General features: G+C 43.9%; 20 protein-coding genes. 10 read left to right on the forward strand and 10 right to left on the reverse strand.

The genetic code is table 11. The annotated features are described in order from the left end of the window. Window positions 1-45: 45 nt before the first annotated feature. The 4 genes from ACXAH2_RS04330 to ACXAH2_RS04345 form a co-directional block, all read right to left on the reverse strand. The gene (locus tag ACXAH2_RS04330; protein WP_475076938.1) at window positions 46-813 is read right to left on the reverse strand and encodes an SDR family NAD(P)-dependent oxidoreductase; all 768 of its coding nucleotides are present in this window, start codon (window positions 811-813) and stop codon (window positions 46-48) included. Window positions 814-852: 39 nt separating this feature from the next. After that, a complete protein-coding gene (locus ACXAH2_RS04335) occupies window positions 853-1,614 on the reverse strand; it encodes a crotonase/enoyl-CoA hydratase family protein (RefSeq protein WP_475076939.1) in 762 nt (253 codons plus the stop codon). A gap of 201 nt (window positions 1,615-1,815) precedes the next feature. Further along, entirely contained in the window at window positions 1,816-3,018 is a 1,203-nt protein-coding gene (locus ACXAH2_RS04340; protein ID WP_475076940.1) for a thiolase family protein, read from the reverse strand. Between the two features lie 28 nt (window positions 3,019-3,046). Continuing rightward, the gene (locus ACXAH2_RS04345; RefSeq protein ID WP_475076941.1) at window positions 3,047-4,612 is read right to left on the reverse strand and encodes an acyl CoA:acetate/3-ketoacid CoA transferase; all 1,566 of its coding nucleotides are present in this window, start codon (window positions 4,610-4,612) and stop codon (window positions 3,047-3,049) included. Between the two features lie 281 nt (window positions 4,613-4,893). Here ACXAH2_RS04345 and ACXAH2_RS04350 point away from each other — a divergent pair, with 281 nt between their 5' ends. From ACXAH2_RS04350 to ACXAH2_RS04365, 4 genes are all read left to right on the forward strand, one after another. Then, a complete protein-coding gene (locus ACXAH2_RS04350; protein ID WP_475076942.1) occupies window positions 4,894-5,928 on the forward strand; it encodes a TRAP transporter substrate-binding protein in 1,035 nt (344 codons plus the stop codon). Window positions 5,929-5,954: 26 nt separating this feature from the next. Beyond that, entirely contained in the window at window positions 5,955-6,458 is a 504-nt protein-coding gene (locus ACXAH2_RS04355; protein ID WP_475076943.1) for a TRAP transporter small permease, read from the forward strand. After that, window positions 6,451-7,770: a TRAP transporter large permease gene (locus tag ACXAH2_RS04360; RefSeq protein ID WP_475076944.1), complete on the forward strand. Its 1,320-nt coding sequence runs from the start codon at window positions 6,451-6,453 to the stop codon at window positions 7,768-7,770. The genes ACXAH2_RS04355 and ACXAH2_RS04360 overlap by 8 nt, the downstream gene beginning before the upstream one ends. 157 nt (window positions 7,771-7,927) lie before the next feature. Continuing rightward, window positions 7,928-8,386 (forward strand): MarR family winged helix-turn-helix transcriptional regulator, encoded by a 459-nt coding sequence (locus tag ACXAH2_RS04365; protein WP_475076945.1) that lies wholly within the window; start codon window positions 7,928-7,930, stop codon window positions 8,384-8,386. A 67-nt stretch (window positions 8,387-8,453) separates the two neighbouring features. On the opposite strand, the gene ACXAH2_RS04370 is transcribed toward ACXAH2_RS04365, so the two are convergent. Further along, a complete protein-coding gene (locus ACXAH2_RS04370; RefSeq protein WP_475076946.1) occupies window positions 8,454-9,773 on the reverse strand; it encodes a methyl-accepting chemotaxis protein in 1,320 nt (439 codons plus the stop codon). Window positions 9,774-9,816: 43 nt separating this feature from the next. Continuing rightward, the gene (locus ACXAH2_RS04375) at window positions 9,817-14,163 is read right to left on the reverse strand and encodes a PAS domain-containing hybrid sensor histidine kinase/response regulator (RefSeq protein WP_475076947.1); all 4,347 of its coding nucleotides are present in this window, start codon (window positions 14,161-14,163) and stop codon (window positions 9,817-9,819) included. 315 nt (window positions 14,164-14,478) lie between these two features. Here ACXAH2_RS04375 and ACXAH2_RS04380 point away from each other — a divergent pair, with 315 nt between their 5' ends. From ACXAH2_RS04380 to ACXAH2_RS04395, 4 genes are all read left to right on the forward strand, one after another. Beyond that, the gene (locus ACXAH2_RS04380) at window positions 14,479-15,468 is read left to right on the forward strand and encodes a 2-hydroxyacid dehydrogenase (RefSeq protein ID WP_475076948.1); all 990 of its coding nucleotides are present in this window, start codon (window positions 14,479-14,481) and stop codon (window positions 15,466-15,468) included. Window positions 15,469-15,579: 111 nt separating this feature from the next. Beyond that, the gene (locus tag ACXAH2_RS04385) at window positions 15,580-16,434 is read left to right on the forward strand and encodes an inositol monophosphatase family protein (RefSeq protein WP_475076949.1); all 855 of its coding nucleotides are present in this window, start codon (window positions 15,580-15,582) and stop codon (window positions 16,432-16,434) included. A 69-nt stretch (window positions 16,435-16,503) separates the two neighbouring features. Next, window positions 16,504-16,680: a hypothetical protein gene (locus tag ACXAH2_RS04390; RefSeq protein ID WP_475076950.1), complete on the forward strand. Its 177-nt coding sequence runs from the start codon at window positions 16,504-16,506 to the stop codon at window positions 16,678-16,680. Window positions 16,681-16,712: 32 nt separating this feature from the next. Then, window positions 16,713-16,823: a hypothetical protein gene (locus ACXAH2_RS04395; protein WP_475076966.1), complete on the forward strand. Its 111-nt coding sequence runs from the start codon at window positions 16,713-16,715 to the stop codon at window positions 16,821-16,823. Here the strand turns inward: ACXAH2_RS04395 and ACXAH2_RS04400 are convergent. Beyond that, complete coding sequence (locus ACXAH2_RS04400) at window positions 16,805-17,743, reverse strand: LysR family transcriptional regulator (RefSeq protein WP_475076951.1); 939 nt, start codon at window positions 17,741-17,743, stop codon at window positions 16,805-16,807. The two genes, ACXAH2_RS04395 and ACXAH2_RS04400, sit on opposite strands and share 19 nt — an antisense overlap. A 135-nt stretch (window positions 17,744-17,878) precedes the next feature. Between ACXAH2_RS04400 and ACXAH2_RS04405 the strand changes: the two genes are divergently transcribed. Next, the gene (locus tag ACXAH2_RS04405; protein ID WP_475076952.1) at window positions 17,879-18,505 is read left to right on the forward strand and encodes a DsbA family protein; all 627 of its coding nucleotides are present in this window, start codon (window positions 17,879-17,881) and stop codon (window positions 18,503-18,505) included. A gap of 91 nt (window positions 18,506-18,596) precedes the next feature. Here ACXAH2_RS04405 and ACXAH2_RS04410 read toward each other — a convergent pair whose 3' ends face one another. The 3 genes from ACXAH2_RS04410 to ACXAH2_RS04420 form a co-directional block, all read right to left on the reverse strand. Then, complete coding sequence (locus ACXAH2_RS04410; RefSeq protein WP_475076953.1) at window positions 18,597-19,634, reverse strand: lipid A deacylase LpxR family protein; 1,038 nt, start codon at window positions 19,632-19,634, stop codon at window positions 18,597-18,599. A 176-nt stretch (window positions 19,635-19,810) separates the two neighbouring features. Continuing rightward, the gene (locus tag ACXAH2_RS04415; RefSeq protein WP_475076954.1) at window positions 19,811-20,986 is read right to left on the reverse strand and encodes an acetyl-CoA C-acetyltransferase; all 1,176 of its coding nucleotides are present in this window, start codon (window positions 20,984-20,986) and stop codon (window positions 19,811-19,813) included. A 310-nt stretch (window positions 20,987-21,296) separates the two neighbouring features. Further along, entirely contained in the window at window positions 21,297-22,799 is a 1,503-nt protein-coding gene (locus ACXAH2_RS04420; protein WP_475076955.1) for an NAD(P)H-hydrate dehydratase, read from the reverse strand. A gap of 291 nt (window positions 22,800-23,090) precedes the next feature. Between ACXAH2_RS04420 and ACXAH2_RS04425 the strand changes: the two genes are divergently transcribed. Beyond that, the gene (locus ACXAH2_RS04425) at window positions 23,091-24,119 is read left to right on the forward strand and encodes a LacI family DNA-binding transcriptional regulator (protein WP_475076956.1); all 1,029 of its coding nucleotides are present in this window, start codon (window positions 23,091-23,093) and stop codon (window positions 24,117-24,119) included. Window positions 24,120-24,278: the final 159 nt, after the last annotated feature.

Here is a 24,278-nt window from a genome sequence, read left to right on the forward strand (position 1 = left end):
AAGTCTACGCATGTCTCTGTCGCCAGACTTAAGTCGAGGGGCCAGTTATTTGGCCGCCATACGAATTGCACCGTCCAAACGAATGACTTCGCCATTCAACATACTGTTCTCAATGATGTGTTGAGCCAAGCTAGCGTATTCGTCAGGCTCCCCTAAACGAGGTGGAAATGGCACGGATTCCCCCAGAGATTTTTGCACTTCTTCTGGCAGCACATCCATCATTGGGGTTTTAAACAAACCCGGTGCAATGGTCATGACACGAATACCAAAGCGAGCTAATTCTCGTGCGATAGGCAGAGTCATAGCACACACGCCGCCTTTTGAAGCGGCATAGCCAGCTTGACCAATTTGTCCGTCAAAAGCGGCAACCGATGCCGTGTTAATAATCACGCCCCGCTCTAAATTATCGGCTTGCTGATTGTGTTGCATCTTGTCCGCCACTAAGCGAATCATATTAAAAGTACCAATCAGGTTGACCGACACAGCGCGTTGGAAACTTGCCAATCTATGAGGGCCTTCACGTCCCACCACTCGCTCCGCACCGGGAATACCGGCACAGTTCACCAAGCCATCAATGGCACCAAATTTTGCCACCGCTTGATCTACCGTTTGTTGTACCGATACTTCATCAGCAATATCGGTAACACAAGCTTGCGCCTGTCCACCCAAGTCGGCTTGGACACGCTGTAAACCCGATTCGTTGACATCCGCCAACGTTATTTTTGCGCCTAACGACATGAGACGACGCGCTACCGCTTCACCAATACCAGAAGCCGAGCCCGTGACAATAAAATGTTTACCTTGGATTTGCATAACAACACCTCAATTTCACTCTACTCTAGAGATGGATAACTAGGATTTTTTACGATTCAAAAAAGCATCAATACGGGCTTTCACTTCTTCACTGGTTTGCGTAATACCGCAGATCAATGATTCCGTGTACAGACCCTCTTGGCCCGCCATGTTATTGATACGACTGAGTCCCGTAGTCATTGCCCAGTTAGAGTATTTGGAGTTTTTGTTAATGCCTTTGGCGATATCGAACGCTTTATTTAATGCTTCGCCCGTCGCTACCACATAATGACCTAAGCCAATGCGATACCCTTCTTCGGCATCCACATCACGTCCAGTTAGCATCATTTCCGTCATGCGACTGGCTCCGATAACATTGGCCACGTTAACAGAAGCGCCACCGCCAACAAAAATGCCATGCTTGCCTTCAGGTAAACGATAAAAAGTATTTTCCTCAGTCACGCGCACATGCGCACAGATGGCCAATTCCAAACCACCTCCTATGACAGCACCATGCATGGCAGCGACCACTGGTGTGCCGGAATCACGAATGTGGCCAAATACGCGATGCCACATTTGCGAATGCTTCACCACTTCAAAAGGTTCACGAGCCTTGTGCTCTCGCAAGTCCAAGCCGGAACAAAATTCGGGACCATTACCAGAAAGAACGATGACATTGACATCATCACTGAGGTTTAAAAAGACGTGCTCAATTTCTAGACATAAGCTGTCATTAATCGCATTCTTTTTTTCCGGGCGATTCAGCTCTAAATGGCCAACACCATTATCGACAGAAAATTTAATAAATTCGTAAGGAGTCATATAAGCCTCTATTGTTATGTTTATAGGCCAAGCGTTAGCTCAACACTCAAACGCCAGATATTTAGTTTAAAGAAATAATAGTTGTATATATAAACAAATGTCAATTACAACAAATTGAAATTCTATTTTTTCGATACCTTGCATCTTAATTGAATGAAAAAAGCCGTGAACTTAGGGAAACATCAAGTCCACGGCAAACACCTAACGGTCAGATACCTTGATGACCACAGCCATACCTGTATCACCCGCTGCGCAACCAGTAAACAAGCCATAACCGCCACCCTTTAATACCAGTTCTTCTATTAATTCTATGATGGCACGCATACCAGTCGGCCCTTGAGGGTGGCCCCAGATCAAGGAACAACCATAGTTATTCATGGTCATCACATCCAGCGCCATTGCCTTAGCAAAGGCCACGTCATTTACCGCAAAGGGGTTGTGAGTTTTAATGGCTTTAATGTCTTTAATATCGACTTCTGCAATGGTCAACGCACGTTTTGCTGCCTCTATCGGGGCGGCCGGCATATAAGCCAAATCATCACGGGCTTGCCCAAAACCAAGCAGTTCAATTTTGATGTCTGGACGAGAGGTTAAATTCGCCACCTCTTCTGAGCGACACAAAATGGCTGACGCATTGCCATCCGCAGGATGGGTTTGGTTACCGAAGGTGATCACGCCACCCTCTTGAATGGGTTTTAATTTTTGCAAACCTTCCAAGGTGGTTGGAAAGACCCCTTCATCACCATAAATGACCTTATCTTCTTTCTTAAAATTAGCCGTTGGCACGGACAGAGGTAAGGTCATGTAACGCTTCTGAAATGCCTGATCGTCTTTTAGCGCATCCTGATATTGCTCGTAACGTCTAATGGTGACTGCGTCCAACTCTTCACGAGTGATATCAAAACGCTTTGCCACATTTTCACCCGTTTGCATCATAGAATGACCGCCAACACAATCATTCATCATGTTATAAGTCACCTGATCTTCTGAAGCACCTGCTGGCCCTTTGGCATTCGGGTAATAAATATGCGGGCCATTAGAGCAACGATCTGCGGTCATCAATAAAGAGACGTTGGCCATACCACAAACAATTTCCGACGCGGCGGCAAACAAACCACGCGCACTGGTTGCACACACTTGGTTCACCGCATGACCTGCGGTATTGACGGCACCAATGTCATACAGAGGCCAAGGCGCGCCATTAAAAGATTGGTACTGATTAATGGTCATGCCCAACACACCAGAATCAAACACCTTTGGATCGATATCACGGTTGGCCAACTCTTGCTTTGCAACATGCGCTGCGAATTTCATGGAATGCAAGTGTTGCAAGCTACCCTGCCACTTAGTAAAGGGCGTACTCCAATAAGCACCATATGGAATTTCAACATTCTTAATAGACATACTTAAACCTCAAATTAGTTTGTTATTTTTATTGGCCTTGCGCTGTCATGATCTCACTCAAACCACCCCATTGTTCAGCAAAAATGGCCTCCGGCATGCTGGTCAGATCGTCAGCAATAATAGGACGGAAAGACATCGCAGCCAGTACATCTTTTTCAAGATCCAAACCCGGCGCAATTTCGGTCAACACCATGCCTTCTTGACGTAATTCCAATACGCAGCGCTCGGTAACGAATACCACTGGCTGTTTGTTGGCACGTGCCACGTCACCACTAAAGGTAATGTGGTCCACTGCATCGACAAATTTCTGCACCTTGCCTTCTTCGACAACCTGCAGCTTACCTCCACTAAACTCCAATTTAGCGCCATTGACTAAGGTGCCACAGAACACCACTTTCTTAGCGCTTTGAGAAATATTAATGAAACCACCCGGCCCAACCACTTTGGGACCAAACTTGCTGACATTCAAATTGCCCTGTTGATCGGCTTGTGCCAAACCTAAGAAGGCAATGTCCAAACCACCACCATCATAAAAATCAAATTGTGCCTCATGCTCAATAATGGCATCGGCATTCCAAGCCGCACCAAAATCCGCACCAGAAGCAGGAATACCGCCATACGTCCCCAACTCAGTCGTTAAGGTAAATAAATGTGATACTTTTTCTTCTGCTGCAATCGCCGCCACGCCGTCTGGCATCCCTATACCTAGGTTCACCATCACATTGGCTTCTAGCTCCATGGCTGCGCGTCGCGCAATGACTTTACGCGCACTAAATGGCATAATGGGTAAAGCGTTTAATGGAACTCGCGCGTTGCCCGCCAAGCCAGGGTTATAAATACTGCCGATGGTTTGTTTGTGATCTTCAGCAGGGGCCACCGTTACATAATCCACCAGTACACCAGGTACTTTTACTTCTTTCGGGTGAAGAGAATGACGTTCGGCAATGTACTTCACCTGAGCAATAACAATACCACCATTGTTTTTCGCTGCTTGCGCCATCGGCAAAATTTCCGCCAACATGGCTTCTTCTTCAACCGATAAGTTGCCATCTTCATCCGCTGTTGTGGCACGAATTACCACGACATCGAGAGGAAACTTTTTAAACAACAACCACTCTTCGTCTTCGATATGAATGCGTTTTACCAAGTCCTCTGTGGTTTTACTGGTAACCTTGCCGCCACTGACCAGCGGATCTACATAGGTCCCCATGCCGATTTTGGTGATCACACCAGGCTTATTGCCCGCAATTTGACGCCACATAGTGGTCAATACCCCTTGTGGTAGCAAATAGGCTTCGATGGCATCATCGGTAATCATTTGCGCCATTTTAGGCGCTTGTCCTGTATGGCCTGAAATCAGTCTTTTAACCAAATTGGGATGGGCTAGATGAGACATTCCAGCGTCTTTACCATCGCCGCAACCACAATCATGGATGAGTGTCAGTTGTTTAGGATGGCCAGTATTTACAAAGCGCTGTTCGACGGCTTTGGCTACCGCCTCTGCGAAGTAAGACATGCCTACTGTTGACCAAGCGACCGACGCACCATCTTGGATTTGTTCTGCGGCTTGCTCAAGAGAAATCACTTTTGTCATATTCAACCTCATATTATTGTTATGCTAATGACGGCTTTAACTGATAAAAATGTTGTACAGCACAACAATTAAATTATCAAACATTTTCGGCTTTTTTTTATGGCATATTGCTTTTTTTGAATACGCTAAGCAAAAAAGTCATGGTCATTATGATTGAATTAGCCTTGGCTTATGTCCAAAATGATTTTATGTCTCGAGAGCAAACTAGGCACATGAGATTACCAATGTGTTACATTGGTCATAGTGACACTGGACAACACAAAAATAATAAGGTGCTAATCATGAAAATGTTAAACATAAAAGCTCTGGCTTTAATGGCTGGAACCCTTCTTTCGACAAGTGTACTTGCAGAAGCTGAATACACTTTCAAACTACATCACATGCTTCCCCCAGTCTCCAATGCGCAAGTCAACTTCTTGCAACCTTGGGCAGACAAGGTGGAAGCCGAATCCAATGGACGTATTCATATTGATATCTACCCTGCCATGCAACTGGGTGGCAAACCACCTCAATTGTTTGATCAGACACGCAAGGGTATTGTCGACATGTCTTGGACAGTGGGTGGTTACACGCCTGGCCGTTTCCCTAAAGCGACAGTATTTGAGCTGCCTTTCATGCCATTAAGTGCTCGCATCACCAGTATGGCATTGCAGGAATACGCTGAAACCGAGATGCAAGATGAGCTAAAAGACGTCAAATTGCTTGCCCTACACACTCACTTCCCTGGTTCTTTGCATTCACGCACCAAAGACATCAAAAAACTGGAAGACCTAGCAGGTATGAAAATACGTGCGCCAAATAAAGTCATGGCAGAAGCGTTTGGTATTTTAGATGCCAATACGGTTTTCATGCCTGTACCCACCATGCCCAGTGCCCTTTCAAAAGGCGTTATTGATGTGACGGCATTACCTTATGAAGTGGTTAAACCATTAAAAATTCATGAGCTAGCACCGCACCACACAGAATTTAAAGGGGATCGTGGGCTATATACTCAATTCTTTATCTTCTCAATGAACAAAAAAGCTTATGATAGCTTACCTACAGATTTACAAAGAGTCATTGATGACAACTCAGGCGTGCCAGTAGCAGGCTTTGTTGGCGATGTATTTGACGCTTATGAAATCGGTGCTCGCAAAGACGCAGTAGACAACGGCAATACCTTCAATATTATAGAAGGTGCTGAATTCGATCGTTGGAAAGAAACGCTTCAACCGGTAACCGAGAATTGGATTGAAGAAATGAATGACGATGGCTACGAAGCCAACCGTCTATTGGAAAAAGCAAAAACACTGATCGAGAAATACGAGAACTTTTAAGTTCTCGTTAGTTAGGTAATGTAAGCATGATGCAAAATACGGCGTTTTCAAGACATCTTTTAATAGAGCGTCTTGCCAATATCTTCGCATTGACGGGTGGTTTCATAATGTTAATGCTGGCAATCATTACGGTTGCCAGTATTATCGGCCGAAGTCTGATTGGACAATCCATTGTCGGCGATTATGAAATTACAGAAATGGGACTTGGCATGGCCATTTTCCTCTTCTTACCCAAATGTTATCAGCAAAAAGGCCATGTCGTTGTTGACCTCTTTACTGCGCACTGCAAACCGAGCACCTTGCGCACTTTAGATATCATCAGTGACGCCTTATTTACTGCTGTTTGTTTTACTTTTGCGTACCGCATGACCTTAAGTGGTCTTGAGGCGAAAGAATACCTTGAGCAATCCATGCTACTGGAACTTCCTACATGGTGGACTTTCACTGTCGGAGTCATTTGTATGATTCTTTGCGGAATTTGTGGTCTGAATAGACTGTACACCACACTTCGTGGAGGCAACCATGAGTAATATTGAGCTGGCCTTTTTAATGATGGCAGCCCTAATGGTGCTAATGAGCATCCGCATTCCAATTGCTCTATCAATGATGGTATGTGGCGGTATTGGTTATGTGATGATAGGTGGCATGCCTGCCTTATTGGATTACCTCGGTACTGCTCCGGTATCTAAGTTTTCTACTTATGACTTATCCGTTGTTCCCTTGTTCCTCTTAATGGGAGAGCTGTCAACACGATCTGGTATTACCGCAGAATTGTTCCGCACCTGTAACACATGGATTGGTCGTCAACGTGGCGGTATTGCTATGGCTGCCATTGCTGGCTGTGCTGCATTCGGAGCCATTTGTGGCTCCTCGTTAGCCACCGCTTCAACCATGGGTAAAGTGGCCTTGCCTGAAATGAAACGCTTAAAGTATTCAGGTAGCTTGGCTTCCGGCGCTTTGGCAGCGGGTGGTACTTTGGGAATTTTGATTCCTCCTTCCATGGTGTTAATCATCTTTGCCGTGCTAACAGAGCAAAACATTTCAAAAATGTTCATTGCGGCCTTTGTACCTGGCTTCTTAGCGGCGGCTGGATACATTCTTGCCATCGCCATTTATGTGCGCATCTATCCTGAATCAGGTCCTCGCGGTGAAAAAACCAGTTGGGCACAAAAGTTCAAATCCACTAAGGATGTGTGGCACATTACCATCATTTTCTTGATAGTATTGGGTGGCATTTATTTGGGCTTTTTCACACCAACTGAAGCCGCTTCTGTGGGGGTTATCTTAACGGCTATTCTCGCCTTGACCCACGGTAAAATGCGCTTAGACGGTTTGCTCATGTGTCTTATGAAAACCGCCGTTTCCTCAGCGATGATTTTCTTTATCGTATTAGGGGCGGACTTATTTAGCGTTTTCATTGCCTTATCACGCTTACCTGATGTGGGTGTGGAGTTTATCACTAACTCCGGCCTATCACCTTACACCATTCTAACCATCATGTTACTAACCTACTTAGTTATGGGTTGTTTTTTGGATAGCTTAGCCATGATATTGCTGACCATTCCTATTTACTTCCCAATCATAGTGGCAATGGATTTTGGTATTCCTGTCGCGGATGCGGGGATTTGGTTTGGTATTCTGGCACTGATTGTCGTGGAAGTGGGCTTAATCACCCCCCCTGTAGGCATGAATGTATTTATCATCAAATCCTTTGATGACAGCTTAAAGCTAAAAGAATGTTTCAAAGGGGTCGTGCCTTTCTTGATTTCGGACTTTGTCCGTGTAGCACTTCTGGTCTTGTTCCCAGGCATTACTCTTGGTCTGGTTCATTTAATTGGCTAATTAACTAAGAGTTGAACAAATACCTTCAAGCCGACCTTGTGTCGGCTTTCTTTTGCTTTTTATCACCCACCCATAAAATTACTAAACAGTTTAATAACACAACAATAGCTGTTTATATTACAATTATTCGTATCTAAAAAACTGTAAAGAGAAATGAATGTCGCGAGAAATAAAAACTTCAGATAAAGATATCGACTTCGGCATTTTAAATAACCTAGTAGGTTATCGCCTAAGACGAGCGCAGATGAATTTTTTCAACAAATTTTCCGAAGTCTGTTCAGACCTAGGCATCAGTCCAGGCTTATTTGCCGTTATTGCTATTGTGGAACGCAATCCAGGGTTAACTCAAACTGCCGTTGCACAAGCACTCGGCAATGATAGATCAGCTATGGTAGCGGCGGTTGATAAGCTTGAACAGATGAACATTATTGAACGTCATCAGGCAAAAAATGACCGACGTTCGTATGCTTTATTCATGACGACGCAAGGAAAAGACTTCTTCAAAACCATAAGCGAACGGGTGATGGAACACGAACAAGCCATGGCCAACCGTCTGGAAGACGATAAGGAAGTGCACTGGCTGTTAAAAACCCTAGACGTATTAGCAAGGGATTAGCCGATACAAACCAAATAAGTAGGGGCTTGTTATCCGCAAGCCCTCATTACAAGATTACCCAGAACAGCTAATCCGAGGAAAACTGATTCGCAAATTGACTCACCGCATCCACGACTCGCTTAGCCCCTTCTTGAATTTCAACAATAACCTCACCAGCTTCATTCGAAAGGGATAAACCTTGTTCTGCTTGTTCTTTACCTTTATTGATCAAAGCAACCGCGTTATCGGCTAAAGTCTGGTTTTTCTCTACCACCCCCACAATTTCCTCCGTGGCCTCACTGGTTCGAGAAGCTAATTGACGCACTTCATCTGCCACCACAGCAAAGCCTCGTCCTTGCTCACCTGCACGCGCCGCTTCGATGGCGGCATTCAAGGCCAGCAAGTTAGTTTGATCGGCAATCCCGCGAATGCTTTGGATAATAGAACCCACCAACTGAGACTGCTTATCCAATTCCGAAATACCATCTGCTGCCTGCGCCATTTGATCCGATAAGTGATTCATGACGTCCACTGTATGCTGGACCACCTGACGGCCCTTTCTCGCAGTATTATCCGTCTGTTGAGACGTGGTAAATGCAATGTCAGCCGCTTCTGAAACCGCCATTTCATGGTTTACTACATCCGTAATAATGGATGCAAATTTCACCACTTTGTATAAATTACCATGCACATCCGATATTGGATTATAAGAAGCTTCCAGCCAAACTGTATTGCCACGGCTATCAACACGTTTGAACCGACCAGTAGAAAAATGGCCTTGCGCCAAGCGTTTCCAGAACAAAGCATATTCTTCTTTTTCTGTTTCGCTAGGATCGCAAAACATTCGGTGATGCTTACCCTTAATTTGATCCAAAGAATACCCCATCCCTTTAAGAAACAGGTCATTAGCGTTCAAAATGTGTCCCGTCAAATCAAATTCAATCACTGCGGTAGAGCGTTGCAGAGCAGTGATGATGTTTTCATCTTCACGAGATTTGGTAATGGTTCGAGTAAGGTCATTACAATATAAAGAGCAATATAAAATCTTTTTCTCAACATTGAATATTGGTTGAAATATGCCCCTCAGCCAAGCTTTCTGACCATCTTCTCTCTCTAACTCAATGGCCCCCACCCAATGTTTTGCCTCTTTTATTGCCTGATTAAGTGCATGAAAATGGTCTGTATCGCGGGCATAATGAGGCGTTAACTCAGCAATGGTTTTACCTATAAAATAACTTTCCGATGATGATAACTCCGTTACAAGACCTTGATTAACGTGATTCACTCTTCCATTTGGACTTAATATCATAACCAGCATTTCTTGATCGAGACTGTCTTTAATCTGACTCAGTGCATGCAGCCTTGCTTCAAGCTGTACCATGTCGTTTTTCAAACTCGTGTTAAACATTCCTAATCTCCAATAACACTTTGTCAAGTCACTGTTATTCAGATTAGTCGTAAATTGAAGGTCTCGCTGTGTTATTTATTTTTTCTACAATTTGCGCTGTTTCAAATTCAAGCTTGATAACGAATTCCGTTGCCAATATATCGGCTAAATAAGCCGACACCAAAGACGAGTTTATTTGTTGTTTAAGCCCTTGTTCAAACTGACCTACGACACCAGATAACCCTAACAAGCCCATGGTTAAACAAGCTCCTTTTAAGCTGTGTAAGGCTTCTCTAGTTGTGTCTATATCTGCTTTTTGCGCTGCCTCTTGAATATTCTCGATCAAGAATTTTGCTTCGCTTTCAAAACCATTGATCACACTTAAATATAAGTCTGGACTACCACCAAAACGATCCAAAATACTATCGATACTTTCATGCTCAACGACGGCGGCGTCACCAGTCATCTCACTATTCGATTCAGGCTGTTGAGAAAATAATACGGCAGGTGAAGATGTCTTAGCAGAGAGCTCGTCTCCATTTAATCTTTCTTGATTGAGTACTTTATGATGAGGGACAAAAGCCAAAATACAGCGAATGATTTGCTCAATATCCAATGGCTTACCGAGATGATCATTCATGCCAGCAGCAAGACAAGCTTGACGATCATCCATCGAGACATTGGCAGTCATGGCGATGATAGGTAAGTTATCAAAGCGAGTATCCATACGAATTTCCCGAGTGGCTTCAAGACCATCAATGTCAGGCATTTGCATGTCCATCAAGACCACATCATACTGATTTGTGGTCTGATTTAGCACCTTAGCGACCCCTTCTGCACCGCCTTCTGCAACATCCACTTGTGCACCTTCCATCGTTAATAATTCGGTGGCGACCTGTCGATTAAACTCATTATCTTCCACTAACAATAATTGCAAGCCAGCGAGTGATTTGACGCCGTCAGAAGCACGAGATGAAAGAGGCTCCTTGCTTTTATGAGTAAGACATTGATAAACAGTTTCAGATAGGCGACTCAACGTCACTGGTTTCAACAACTGTATTGTTGAGTCATCAAGCCCTTGCTGAGCAGCCTGTATGGCATTCACTAAAAGGATGGAATTGGGTACTTTAAAGTCTTCTCCCATTGCCTGATAAAATGCTAGCAATTGCTTTCGTGAAGTGTCATTGAGTAACTTTCCATCCAATAAAATAACATCAAATGCTTCACCTTCATTATGGGCTCGACCTAAAGCCTCCTGAACGCCATCCAAATCATCCGCTTTTTCCAACTGCCAGCCTAGATTGTGCGCCATCCTAGCGAGAATAATTTGGGAGGCGAGATTACTTTCAGCCACCAACACCTTGATGTCTTTTGCCACAATGTTAAACAAAGAATTTTTGTTTTGATCCATGCCATTTGCAATGGGCAAATCAATACTAAAATAAAAACGGCTTCCTTCACCTAACTTACTGTCAACCATCAACTCACTGCCCATGAGTTCGACAAATCGACGACAAATCACCAAACCTAACCCTGTGCCACCAAAACGACGCGTCGTCGACGACTCTGCCTGAGAGAAGACTTCAAAAATAGACTCTAAGTTTTCTTTTGAAATACCAATACCCGTATCCTTAACCGCGATTGCTAAGTTAGCTGTTTGAGTATCCGCTGTATTACATTTGATTTCTAACGTGATGCTGCCTTGTTGCGTAAATTTGATGGCATTGCTTAACAGATTAATCAGTACTTGCAGTAAACGCAGCTTATCCCCTATCAAAAAGGCAGGAATGTCTTTATCAATGTCAAATATCAGCTCCACACTTTCCGCTAAAGCGCTCCCGGAAAGTACGGTTGATAATTCACACAGCAGTTCTTCTACATCAAAAGGCGCTTGCTCTAACTCCAATTTTCCTGCATCTACTTTAGAAAAATCCAACACATCATTAATTAAGCCAAGTAGGGATTTGGCCGAAATGTGTGCTTTATTGATGTAGTCATCCTGCTGTTCCGTAAGAGAGGTACGTTTCACTAACTGCAACATGCCTAAAATGGCATTCATTGGTGTACGAATTTCATGACTCATATTGGCAAGAAAGCTAGATTTGGCAGCACTGGCTGCATCCGCTTCATCCTTGGCATGGCGCAACCAAGTCTCTAGTTCACGCTCTGTAGTGATGTCTTGATTGACTCCAGTTAATCGTATCGCATTTCCATGTTCATCTTTTTCTATGTAAGCACCAGCTTGAATGTAACGCACAGTATCATCGGGTAAGATAATGCGGAAAACATCATTGTAGAGTTTGCCGCTGCGTACCGACTGATAAAAATGATTTAACGTGTTTTCTCTATCCTCAGGATGCAACCTCGCCTGCCAAGTTTGCAGACTGATACCTTCTTCTTTGACACTGCGAGGGTAGCCATAAATGTCGTACATCATGTCGCTCCACTCCAAGCCATCCTGCTCCACATCCCAGCTCCACACCCCAAGTTGCGCAACTTCAGCAGCAATCAATAATTGATCTCGTGCCGCCATAAGTGCCTGTTGAGTACGCTTTTGCACAGAAATATCCATCGCCATACCCAAAAAACCTATGGTATCACCACGAGTGTTTTTCATCTGAGTAACCACCAGAGATACCGGTATATGGGCGCCATTTTTATGAACATAGGTCCATTCTTGGCTGTCATAATTTTTTTGCTTGGCTTTAAAAATTAAAACTTCCATGGGATCAGACAAGTAGACGCCAAATTCTTCAAAAATAGCGGCTCGCTGTTGATCCAGTTCAGCGGTAGTATGGAACACAGTAGGCGTCATCTGGCCCAACATTTCTTCGGCACGATAACCAAGCATCCTTTCTGCACCCTTATTAAATAAGGTAATCTCGCCCACCACATTGGTCGCAACAATGGAGATTTCAGAAGAGGCTTGCAGAACATCTTTGAGCAGTAGATTCAATTCTTCTAACTCGGAAGTACGAGCTTTCACTTGATCTTCCAGGCTAACGTTTAACTCATGAATTTTTGCTTCGGCTTTTTTACGTTCCGATATGTCACGTACACTCTGTGAAATACCCACGATTTGCTGATTCGCATCAAAAATAGGTGATATCGTTAGCGATACAGGAATCTGTGCACCCAATTTGGTTGTGATCTTGCTTTCTAAAGACATGGCTTTTTTATGATGGCGGACCTGTTGAAAAGCCATTTTATCTTCAACATAGTGATCTTCAGGCACCAAAATGGATAAAGCCGTTTGATCAAGCACTTCCTCTGCTTGATAGCCAAAGATATTCTCTGCGCCTTTATTCCAGCTGTGGATAACACCGTCTAAATTTAAACCTATGATGCCATCGGCCGAGCTTTCTACTACAGCGGCAAGTCGAGACTGATGTGCCACGACTTCTTTACGCCTAGCCAGATTAATTCGCACTATGGCCACAATAATGGCTGCTAAAAAGGTGATTAATCCGCCAAAAATCAATATCAAAGCAGGATCAGGAAGACGTAAGTCTTGAACAAAAGCGGAAGTCACCCGCAATCGACTTTGCCACTGACGACCATAAATATCTTCAGTAGCATAAAACAAGTCACCTTCTAATCCCTTCTCACCATTATTGTAGAAACACACCTGATCATCCAGATCCGTAATATCGTACAATTCAAATTGAATCTTATCTTGATCAATCTTCAACCCTGATAACACATCTTCCATAATCAGTGGCGCATAACTCCAACCGAAACCCGCAGCATTGCGTTCTTTAATAGAGCTTGGTATCTGACCACTTCGATAAATTGGCATAAGAATCAATACCGATTGCAAAGTCTTGCCACTGGCTTGTACTAACGTAATAGGACCCGTTAGCCTCACTTCGCCGTCGTAAATGGCCGATAACGCCGCCTCTCTTCGATTGACCTCTGACGCTATGTCCAGACCAATAGCCTGCTGGTTTGGTGCTACTGGTTCAACAAATTCAATAATGAAACGCTCACTAACATGAGGTGAAAGCGCTTTTATGTTGAATTCAGGCCAACTGGTCTTTTGAATGCGCTGCACATAACTTGCTTCTTGTTCTTGCGAGACTCGGCGAATAAAACCAAAACCATTGGCTCCTGGAAATTCCTCATCAATATCCCGAGTCACACTATAGCGATGAAAAATATCCCGATTGACTCCAAATTCACCAGCCGTTAACACCACCCCTCGAGCACCTCGTAAACCGTATTGGTAAAGCTGAATACGAGTCATCACCTGCTGTAAAAGTGTATTAGATGCTTGCTGAGCGGATTGATGAATAATACGCTGATTAGATAAGTGTACTTGGTAAGTAACATAAAGGCTGACCAAACAGCCCAATAGCAGAGTGATGAATACCCAAGAATTAAAAACCGTTCTGACAGGAGTCGAATGCACGTTTGCCTCCGGGTAAATTTCCTCAATAGACTCGCAAACTAGCATTGAGAAATCCGTTAATAATGTAAATCAATAATGCAATTTTAGTCGATTTTCGCCTTGTTCTTCACCTCCTTAAGACTAACTTCAATAAAAAATGACTATTTTTTGTGGTTACCTTTACTGAGAAAATAAATTGAATCACTTTCAAAGCATAAATATTGCTTATAAAAGATTGCCTTAAATCAACAAAACCTCCTGCAGCGCCCAACAAAGGCATATTTTTACGCTATAACCATAGAGTAAGCCCTACCTATTACCAAAAGGAATTCCGTTATGAAAGTCGCCGTTTTCTCATGCAAACCCTATGATAAACGCACCCTAAATGAATTTATTGCAGATAAGAATCTAGAAATGAATTTTTTTGAGAGCCGTTTAAGTGAAGAAACCGTTAGTTTGGTGCAAGGCTTTGAGGCCGTATCCTGCTTTGTGAATGATGACGTTAATGCCAAGGTCATTCAGCAACTTAAACAACAAGGTGTAAACACCATCGCTTTACGTTGTGCTGGCTTTAATAACGTCGATTTAGCCGCTGCAAAACAACAAGGCGTCAGTGTTTTCCATGTACCAGACTATAGCCCGACGTCGGTAGCGGAACATGCTGTTGCGCTTATCATGGCGTTAAATCGTAAAACACATCGTGCTTATCATAGGGTGAAAGAAGGAAACTTTGCTTTGGAAGGATTGCTCGGCTTCAATTTAGAAGGCAAAACCGTTGGCTGTATTGGTACAGGCCGTATCGGTGTAGCGTTTTGTCGCATTATGAAAGGCTTTGGCTGTCGAGTCATATGTTATGATTTATACCCTTCTGATACGCTGGTTGACATGGGTTGTGAGTATGTGTCGCTGGATGACTTATATCAGCAAAGTGACATCATAAGCCTGCATTGTCCATTAACAGAATCTACCCACCACCTTATCGATAACCACAGTCTAAACAAAATGAAGGATGGCGTTATGATCATCAATACCAGCCGAGGTGCTTTAGTTCACGCTCAAGAAGCCATTGACGCCTTATACAGTGGCAAAATTGGTTATTTAGGCTTAGATGTCTATGAGCAAGAAAATAAAATCTTCTTCGAAGATATGTCTTCACACATCATTCAAGACAGTGTTTTCCAGCTTATGCTAACCTTTCCCAATGTCGTCGTAACTGGGCATCAAGGGTATTTCACTGACGTTGCCTTAAACCATATTGCGCAAACCACCGTAGAGAACTTAGAACAGAGCCAACAAAGTAACCCGCAGCAACGACGACTGGCTTAACCTTTTCCGCATATTATTTGCACACAAGGTTTTACATATAAGATCAACAAATTGTCACAGTCCTAACGTATAATCTTCGCTCATAATGGAGATTTATTGGAGCAAGGCATAATGAATTTGGGTCAAACCACACAAGATACCTTAATCAATATTTTGCGTCGTACTGGACAAGAAGTGGTTATGCCTTACTTTCGGCAACTGGATGCGGAACAGATCCAACAAAAAACCAGTCGTAGTGATCTAGTCACCATCGCCGATCAAGCCAGTGAAGACTTTATCAGCAAAGAAATTCGTCGCTGCTTCCCAGATTGGGCTATTGTCGGTGAAGAGGCCGTGGCAGCAGACCCAAAGGTTACTGAACAAATTACCAGTGCGGACACTTGCGTCATAATTGACCCCATAGACGGCACATGGAACTTCGCCCATGGTTTATCAGACTTTGGCATCATACTCGCGGTGGTAGTGCAAGGCGTGACTCGCTTTGGTGTTCTCTATGACCCCGTTAATGACGACTGGGTTTATGCAAACCTTGGTGAAGGCGCTTACTATCAGACAACCGACTTCAAACAACGGGGTAGCTATTTTAGCCCTGAAAAACCACCCATAAAACTACAGATCACCAAAAACGTGCCGCTGGAACAACAAGCTGGCATCATGTCGATCCACTCTTATCAGGGCGAGAGAAAGAAAGATTATGCGGTTAAAGCATCGCACTTTGCCCGCATCAACAACCTGCCTTCTTGCCCTGCCTACCGACAAATGGCACTCGGGCATTTTCAGTTCACGCTTACCTACAAAATGATGCCTTGGGATCATGCTGCTGGCGTACTCATCTTCACCGAAGCCGGTGGCGTATGCCGCTTATTCAGCGGCGAAGAATATCGCCCAAGTATGCTGAACGGGGAAATGTTAGCGGCTCAATCTGAAGCCGACTGGCAAGCCTTGGCAGCGCATTTTAGAAAATAAAGCCATCTGTTACTCAACCTTATCTATGACATAATGCCACAATCTACGCAGCAAAGAGACGACAAGGTCATGAGCGACGAAATTCAACAAAAGCAACCTTGGCAACAAAGATTCCAAAATGACAAAAAAGCTTTGTTGCAACTCAACGAGGCAGTAAAAGCCTATGACGAAACATCACCTAACATCATAAAAAAGGTGTTCTACAGAGGTTCGAGTTCACTCATTAGCTGGCTTGGAAAGTATTAAAAGACCACCTCGAATACAAAGGTCATCAAAACATTACAGGCTCAAGAACCGCGACAAGACTGGCGTTTAACATAGGTCTCATCAAAGATGGTCAACGATACACCAGCCAGTCAAATCGACACACTCACCAAGGATGTTGCTGAAAGTACTGGGAGAGGAAGTCAATCAGGTTTCTGACTTTAGGTGACAGGTGTTTTCGTGATGAATAGAGTGCGTAAATGGTTAAGTCTTTGGGACGCCATTGCGGCAATACCTTACACAATTCACCACGCTGTAAGTATGGATTTACTAGATAAGTTGGCTGCATGGCAATGCCCATACCTAATAGACAGGCATGCAACAAAGCAGAGGTTTCGTTGCAGGTTAAACGGCAATGAGTCTCAACCGATGCCATGCTTTTATCCAATGACGAAGTATCTAAAGTAGCAAGGTTGTCATTCGTTTTATTACTCGAAAGATGCCAAATGGTTTGTTCAAAATTTTTGTAGCCTAAACAATCATGCTGCTTTAGATCTTCAGGTTGGAGAATTGGCGCCTTGTCGGCTTGCGCAAGGTATTGCGGTGACGCAACCAAGACAGACTCACATTTTGCAATGGGCTTACCTATCAGTGAAGGGTCGGGATTCGAGGCAATGCGTAAAGTCAAATCAATTCGTTGCTCTACCAAATCCGCCGTAGAATCCGCTAAATCCACATCCACTTCCACTTGCGGATGCAAAGCCATAAATTCTTTTAACGCCGGCATCAGCTGAGCGTAGCCAAATGACATGCTGGTCGCCACACGAATCGAGCCCGACAGTTCATCACTCTGTTCGGCAAGACTGGATAATCGCTCGGCCTGTTGATACCAGGAGGTTATCTCGGCCAAATAAGCTTCACCATCACTGGTGAGCGATACCTGTCGTGTGGTGCGATGCAGTAATCGTCGCTGCAGCCAAGTCTCAATGGTATCCACGTAACGGGTCACCATGGGACGAGACATGGCTAGGCGTTCCGCGGTTTTGGTAAAACTGCGCGTTTCTGTCACATCAATAAAGACTTTTGCCGCTAATACTCTGTCCATTGTTTTGTCTCTGACGATAAATTTAGGGTGATTCCATTTGAACAATATAAGAAATAATTTGGATCATTTTTGACTATTTTTCATTACCAATCAAGGGAGTAAGCTTAGCTAAATGTTTTTCTATAAGGACTCACAATGCACAGTATTCATTATTTTTTTGATCCTATGTGTGGCTGGTGTTATGCGGCTTCGCCTTTATTACAAAAGCTGGCTGAATCAGCGCAATTCGATATCCATTATTACCCTGGTGGCATGATTCCCAAACGCGCTATCGACTCAGGTTTTCGCCAACATATTGTGCAAGCGGATCAGCACATTGCCAGTATGGCGAAAGTAGAATTTGGCAAACAATACCAACAAAGAGTCACTTCTGATGCTGAGTTTATTCTGGACTCGTTTTTGCCAACACAAGCTTTTTGGGCTGCACAAACACTGGGGATCCATGCCAACGACATGTTGCAACATTTGCAAAAGGCGCATTACATAGAGGGTAAGCCACTGTATCAAGAAGATCATTTACAAGCGCTAGCACAGCAACTGGGTATCGAAAAATCCACCTGGCAAGCCGCTATGCAGCAAGTAGAAGATGATTCCTTAAAGAATATCCAAGACAATCAGCAACGCATGAACGCTTGGCAGGTTTCTGGTTTCCCTACTTTCTTTTTACAGCAAGACGACCAACTAATTCGTCTGCAACACAGTCAATATTATGGCCAACCCGATACCTTTTTAGACTATGTAACAGCTTTGCTTAAAAAATAAACAGTAGCTCAAAAGGAAATGCTTCACGAACAAAAAAGCCTTTCGCTAAACGAAAGGCTTGCACACCTTATACGGATAATAATGAACTGGATTACAGCGGCCAAGCAAAGGTTAAGGTACCGTAACGTAAGTATTTATCTAACTCTCTGTCACGGGAATCGCCATTGATTGAAAACGGCGTATTAATAGCAAAAGCCAAAGAAGCGTCTCCCCAAGAGTAACTTAGCCCTGTTGAGAAAATATTGTTTTCATGATTATAATCAATCGAGCGACTGTCGCGGAAAGTATTGCCATCCATGAAAATTTGATTGAAGTCATAACTTAATATAGCACCGGCAAACACAAACCAACCGTGATCAATGGCGATTGGATTCGAAATACGATCACTGGACAACAAAACACTGGCAAAGGAGTTCTCCATCCGACGACCGTAACGAAAAATCACCCCAGTATCCACGCCACTTCTTATGGTTCCAAACTTAGCGCCTCCTCCCATGAGCACATCCATTTTACCATCATCAGACGCCCAAATACGCCACGTACGACTTCTTGAAATCATAAACACAGGCTCATTTTTCAACTGAGTATCCCAACCTTTAGGGTCTTGAGCCGAAATGATTTTATGTACGGCTTTTTGAGTTTGTTTGCCCAAGGCCAAAGGGCCAACCACTCCTAAAGTCACACTGATTTTATCCGCGTGATCAGCACGCACCGCAATATAAGTGTTGGTATAACTTAATAGCCCGGCATAAGGAAAAGTCCCCTCTGGTGGATTGGTCAGTGTCAAGTCACTGGGCGTCATTAGGGTTTGACTAAGACTACGCACCTTAACTCTCGTTAAGGATGGTCCATCCGGCATACTCCACATAAAAGGCTTTACCCAAACATCAGGATCAGGAGTGAAGCTAGGTGCTTCATCAATTTCGTAAGAAGAAACATAAAGACCATTGGTGTAGCCATTGTCTTCATTGACAAAAAAATCATTATCCAATGTGACAGACATCCAATCGACTTGCGCCTTTAGAGGGAGAGCAAAAAAAACGCTCATAAACAAAATAATATTGAACACGCGTCGAAGTAAATATTCAAAAAATGGGGATGGCAATGCAGTTTTCGGTTGATAACTCATGATGGCAAGTCAAGGCACCTTTGTTATATAAGAAAAATCTTATTATATAGAAACTCTCTTAAATCGCGATATTCTGTCTCTTAACTTCTTGGGGCTTGCCCAAAACTTCCTAACAACTTGCGAAATGTCATAAAAAAGCCTTGTAAGACAAAACTTTTTTATGATCTATCTAGGCTCTAACGTGACACTAACATGGCCACTCCCATGCCGCCGCCAATACATAAGGTAGCCAATCCTTTCTTGGCATCCTGTCGGGACATCTGATGCAATAAGGTCACCAATACCCGACAACCAGAAGCGCCAATTGGGTGACCTAACGCAATAGCACCACCATTTACATTCACCTTACTGGCATCCAACCCCAGTTCTTTATTAACGCATAAGGCTTGCACTGCAAAGGCTTCATTGGCTTCAATCAAATCCAGATCAGACACTTGCCAATGCATTTTTTCTAATACTTTTTGGGTCGCAGCAATAGGGCCTGTGCCCATAATGTCAGGATCAACCCCCGCACTGCTGGCCGCTTCAATCACCGCTATAATAGGCAAACCTAGCCGCTTAGCTTCTTCATCTGAGGTAACGACCACCATGGCTGCACCATCATTCAGAGTAGAAGCATTGCCAGCTGTGACGGTGCCTTCTTTATTAAAAGCGGGACGTAATTTTGCTAAAGACGCTAAACTGGTATCCGGACGCGGCTGCTCATCTTGCGCTACGATTTTTGGGTCACCCTTACGTTGAGGAATGGAAATAGGAAGAATTTCTTCGACAAAAAGACCTGCCTCAATCGCTTGACTTGCTTTTTGTTGCGATTGTAAAGCAAAAGAATCTTGCTCATCGCGATTGATATGCCAGCGATCAGCGATATTTTCTGCGGTTTGCCCCATGTGATAATCATGAAAAGCGTCCCATAGACCGTCGGTCACCATGGTATCCAACAATGACCAATTGCCCATTTTTTTTCCGTTTCGGCTATTTGGTAATACATGAGCCGCTTGGCTCATACTTTCTTGTCCACCAGCAAGTACCATAGCAGACTCGCCAGACAGCACAGATTGTGCTGCCAATTGCACCGCTTTTAATCCAGAACCACACACTTTATTAATCGTCATCGCACTTACATGTTTAGGAAGACCAGCATAAATAGCGGTTTGACGCGCTGGATTTTGACCGCACCCAGCGGTGAGTACTTGACCTAAAATCACTTCTTCAATGTGCTCTTTTAAAGTTGGCTGCTTAGCTAACATGCCTTGTAATAACTGAGTACCAATTTGCACCGCACTCAATGATGATAAAGCGCCATTAAATGCACCTATTGGGGTTCTTGCTGCAGCAACAATCACAGCTTTCATGCCTTTTCTCCTCAACTTCTTATTTTTCTTGTTCAAAATATGGACTGTTTACGTCTTGGATAAACTCAATTGAGTATTCAGCCAAGTTCTTTTCGTCTTCTTGAAGAGCATTTAACTGAGTAGGATGTGGATACTATTTGCTCAATTGTTATCTTGTATCATAAAGAATCATAACAATATCAAATAAAAAACAATCAATGAAATAATTAAATAGCATATCATAAATTAAATAGATAAATAAAAATCAGATTTAATCTACCCACCATAATTTACGAAGTTATTTACCAATCAATCTACCATGTAGTTATACTCATTCTGTCAGAAGCGCCTTCATTACTTCTGGAATTGCTTCTACCAAATCTTCAGCAATTAAACCGACACCAAGCAAATTACCCAATTCACCATGTATCCAAACGCCAGCGCAGGCCGCCTGCCATATCGGCATTCCCTGTGCCATTAATCCCGCAATCAGCCCAGCCAAGACATCCCCCGACCCTGCCGTTGCCAATACGGGTGGTGCATTGGTATTGATAGCACACCAGCCATCTGGTGATGCAATGACAGTATCCGCGCCTTTCAGAACAATTACGCTATTACTTTGTTGCGCTGCCAATTGCGCCCGACTCACTTTGTCCATTTCCGTTTGCATGGCCAAATGTGGAAATAAACGAGCAAACTCCCCTTCATGAGGCGTCAGTACACAAGAGCCTTGTATAGCAGAAAAGAGCATTTGAGGGTCGTCTGCAAAAGCACTAATGGCATCAGCATCGAGCAAGCAAGGTCGCTGAGTTGCCAGAGCATCCAACACCCCTTGCTGTAAACGTGCTTTGTGGCCTCCTTCTAATCCTGCACCTGGGCCAATTAAAACAGTGTTGTATCTATCATCCTGCAGCAGCACTTCAAACGCTTTTTCAATTTTCGCATCGGTTAATGGATTGACCATGATCGCCAATTGCGAAGCAGCATAGACAGGCCAAGCGGATTCGGGCACCGCCATCGATACTAAACCTGCGCCCACGCGAAGAGCCGCTCTTGCAGACAAACGGCTAGCTCCCGTCATCCAACGCCCTCCATAAACCAGAGCATGTCCTCGATGAAATTTATGCCCATCGAGATGAAGCCTTGGAACACTGTGCAGCCAATTTTCTGGGTGGTTTTCCAAGCTGTTAATGGCTAATGAAGACAGGACTTGAGATGAAATCCCTATATCACTGACTACTAACTCACCACACAAGTGCCGTCCCGGCAGCAACAAATGTCCGGGCTTTTTGCGAAAGAAAGTGACAGTAAGCTGAGCTTTAACAGCAACACCAAGCACCTTTCCTGTTGCGCCATCCAAGCCACTTGGCACATCGACTGCACAAACGGGAATATTGCTGTCCGCTAATGCGGCTAATACAGACTTAATGTGGCCATCGATGGGCCGTGACAAGCCAGCGCCAAATAAAGCATCCACCACTAAATCGGCTTGCTCTAGCAAATCCTCTGACAAAGCAAGGTAGTCACTTTGCCAATTTTTAGCGTGCGCCTGTGCCTCTTGCGACATGGATTCCAAGCGCCCAACATAAGCTAAGGTGACTGGCCAACCTGCTTGTTGTAGCAAGTTCCCTATCACAAAACCATCACCACCATTATTACCTGGCCCAGCCATAACCAATATTCTGCATGGCGACCAACGCTGAACAATCGCGTTAACCACGACCTGACCCGCAGCGGCCATCAGCTGAAATGCCGATACACCAGACTGGATGGCGGCTTGATCTGCTACCGCCATTTGCGAAGGTGTGAGTAAAACGTGCTGATCACTGATCATCTTCATCCGCCCAATGATTATCGACTAGATTGCATCCTACTCTTTCTAAATATAGTGAAAAAGCGAGTAAACAGTACCAGTTAGATTAACTTTCTTTTTTATAGATATGGATTTCATCCCACATATGATAAAAACCTATCAAATTTGATTTCTAGCTTTCTTTTATTGGATACTGGACAGATAAGTAAGCAAAAGTAGCTTACCTTGTAAAAATCCAATAGGCTCAATGCCAACATCTGACGCTAACCCACATTGGTTGGTCACGGCCGTTGGTGAATAAACAGAGGCGCAATGAATTCCATACTCAAAAAAGCCACCCTAAAAGAAGTCGCAGAACTGGCAGGGGTTAGCATCGCCACGGTGGATCGTGTCATCACTAAGCGAGCAAAAGTCAGTCCACATACCCGAGCAAAAGTATTGGCGGTCATTGAGGAGCTGGCGCAACAAAGCAGCCACCAAGCTGTCTCGCACAAAGAGCTAAAACTGGGCATCATTATTGAATCGGGGGCGCCTTTTATCGAGGCCCTATCACTAACCATTGAACATGCCAAAGTGCATTTTGCAGAACAAAAGATACAGCTGCAATGTCTTTCTATCGTGGACTTTAATCTGGACACTTTTTTACAGCAACTCAGGCAGCTCGCCGAACAGTGTAATGGCTTAATCCTGCTATCTCGTGAACTACCGCAAATTGTCTCCACTATTAACCAGCTAGTAGATCAAGGCACGCCTGTGGTAACACTGTCTTCGGATTTAAACAATTGCAAACGACTTGCCCACGCAGGTACCAACCAGATCAGCTCAGGTCGAACCGCGGGCACCTTAATGGGGAATTATCTGAATAGGTTACAAGGGGATATTTTACTGGTAATGAGTGCTACCTATACCACACAATATGAACGGGAATTGGGCTTTCGGAGCGTACTGCGTAATAAGTTTCCAAACCTTAAGATTCGTGAGGCCATAAAAAATAATGATTCTGACGAAGACAGCTATAAAGCCATTTACCAAGAGATTGGTACTAACGGTGTACCTTTGGGCATCTACAATACTTCTGGTGGCAATGCAGGTATTGCCAAAGCTTTACGTGAAAAAGGTTTGGATCAGGACATCATCTTTATTACCCATGAACTAAACAAGGCAACCAAAACACTCTTGCTGGAAGACACCATAGACATCATTATTAATCAGGACTTGGACGAAACCGTTAACCATGCGGTGTCCCTCTTAAGCCATTATTTGCGTACCGGTGAAACGCTCACAATAAAAACGCCTTTTCCGACCATCATCACCAAAGAAAACATTGGCTTCATTGATTGATCTGTCTAGGCGCTTGTTAAACAAAGGGTCTAAATCCATTAAATTAGCCAATAAAAAAGCTCGCAATGTGAACTGACCCCCAATAGTTGGACATTCCAATTACTGGGGGTCTTTTTATGTCCAAATATCACAGAGAATTTAAACTGTCTTTAGCTAAGC

The sequence above is a fragment of the Marinomonas sp. ABL3_031 genome, assembly GCF_056161265.1.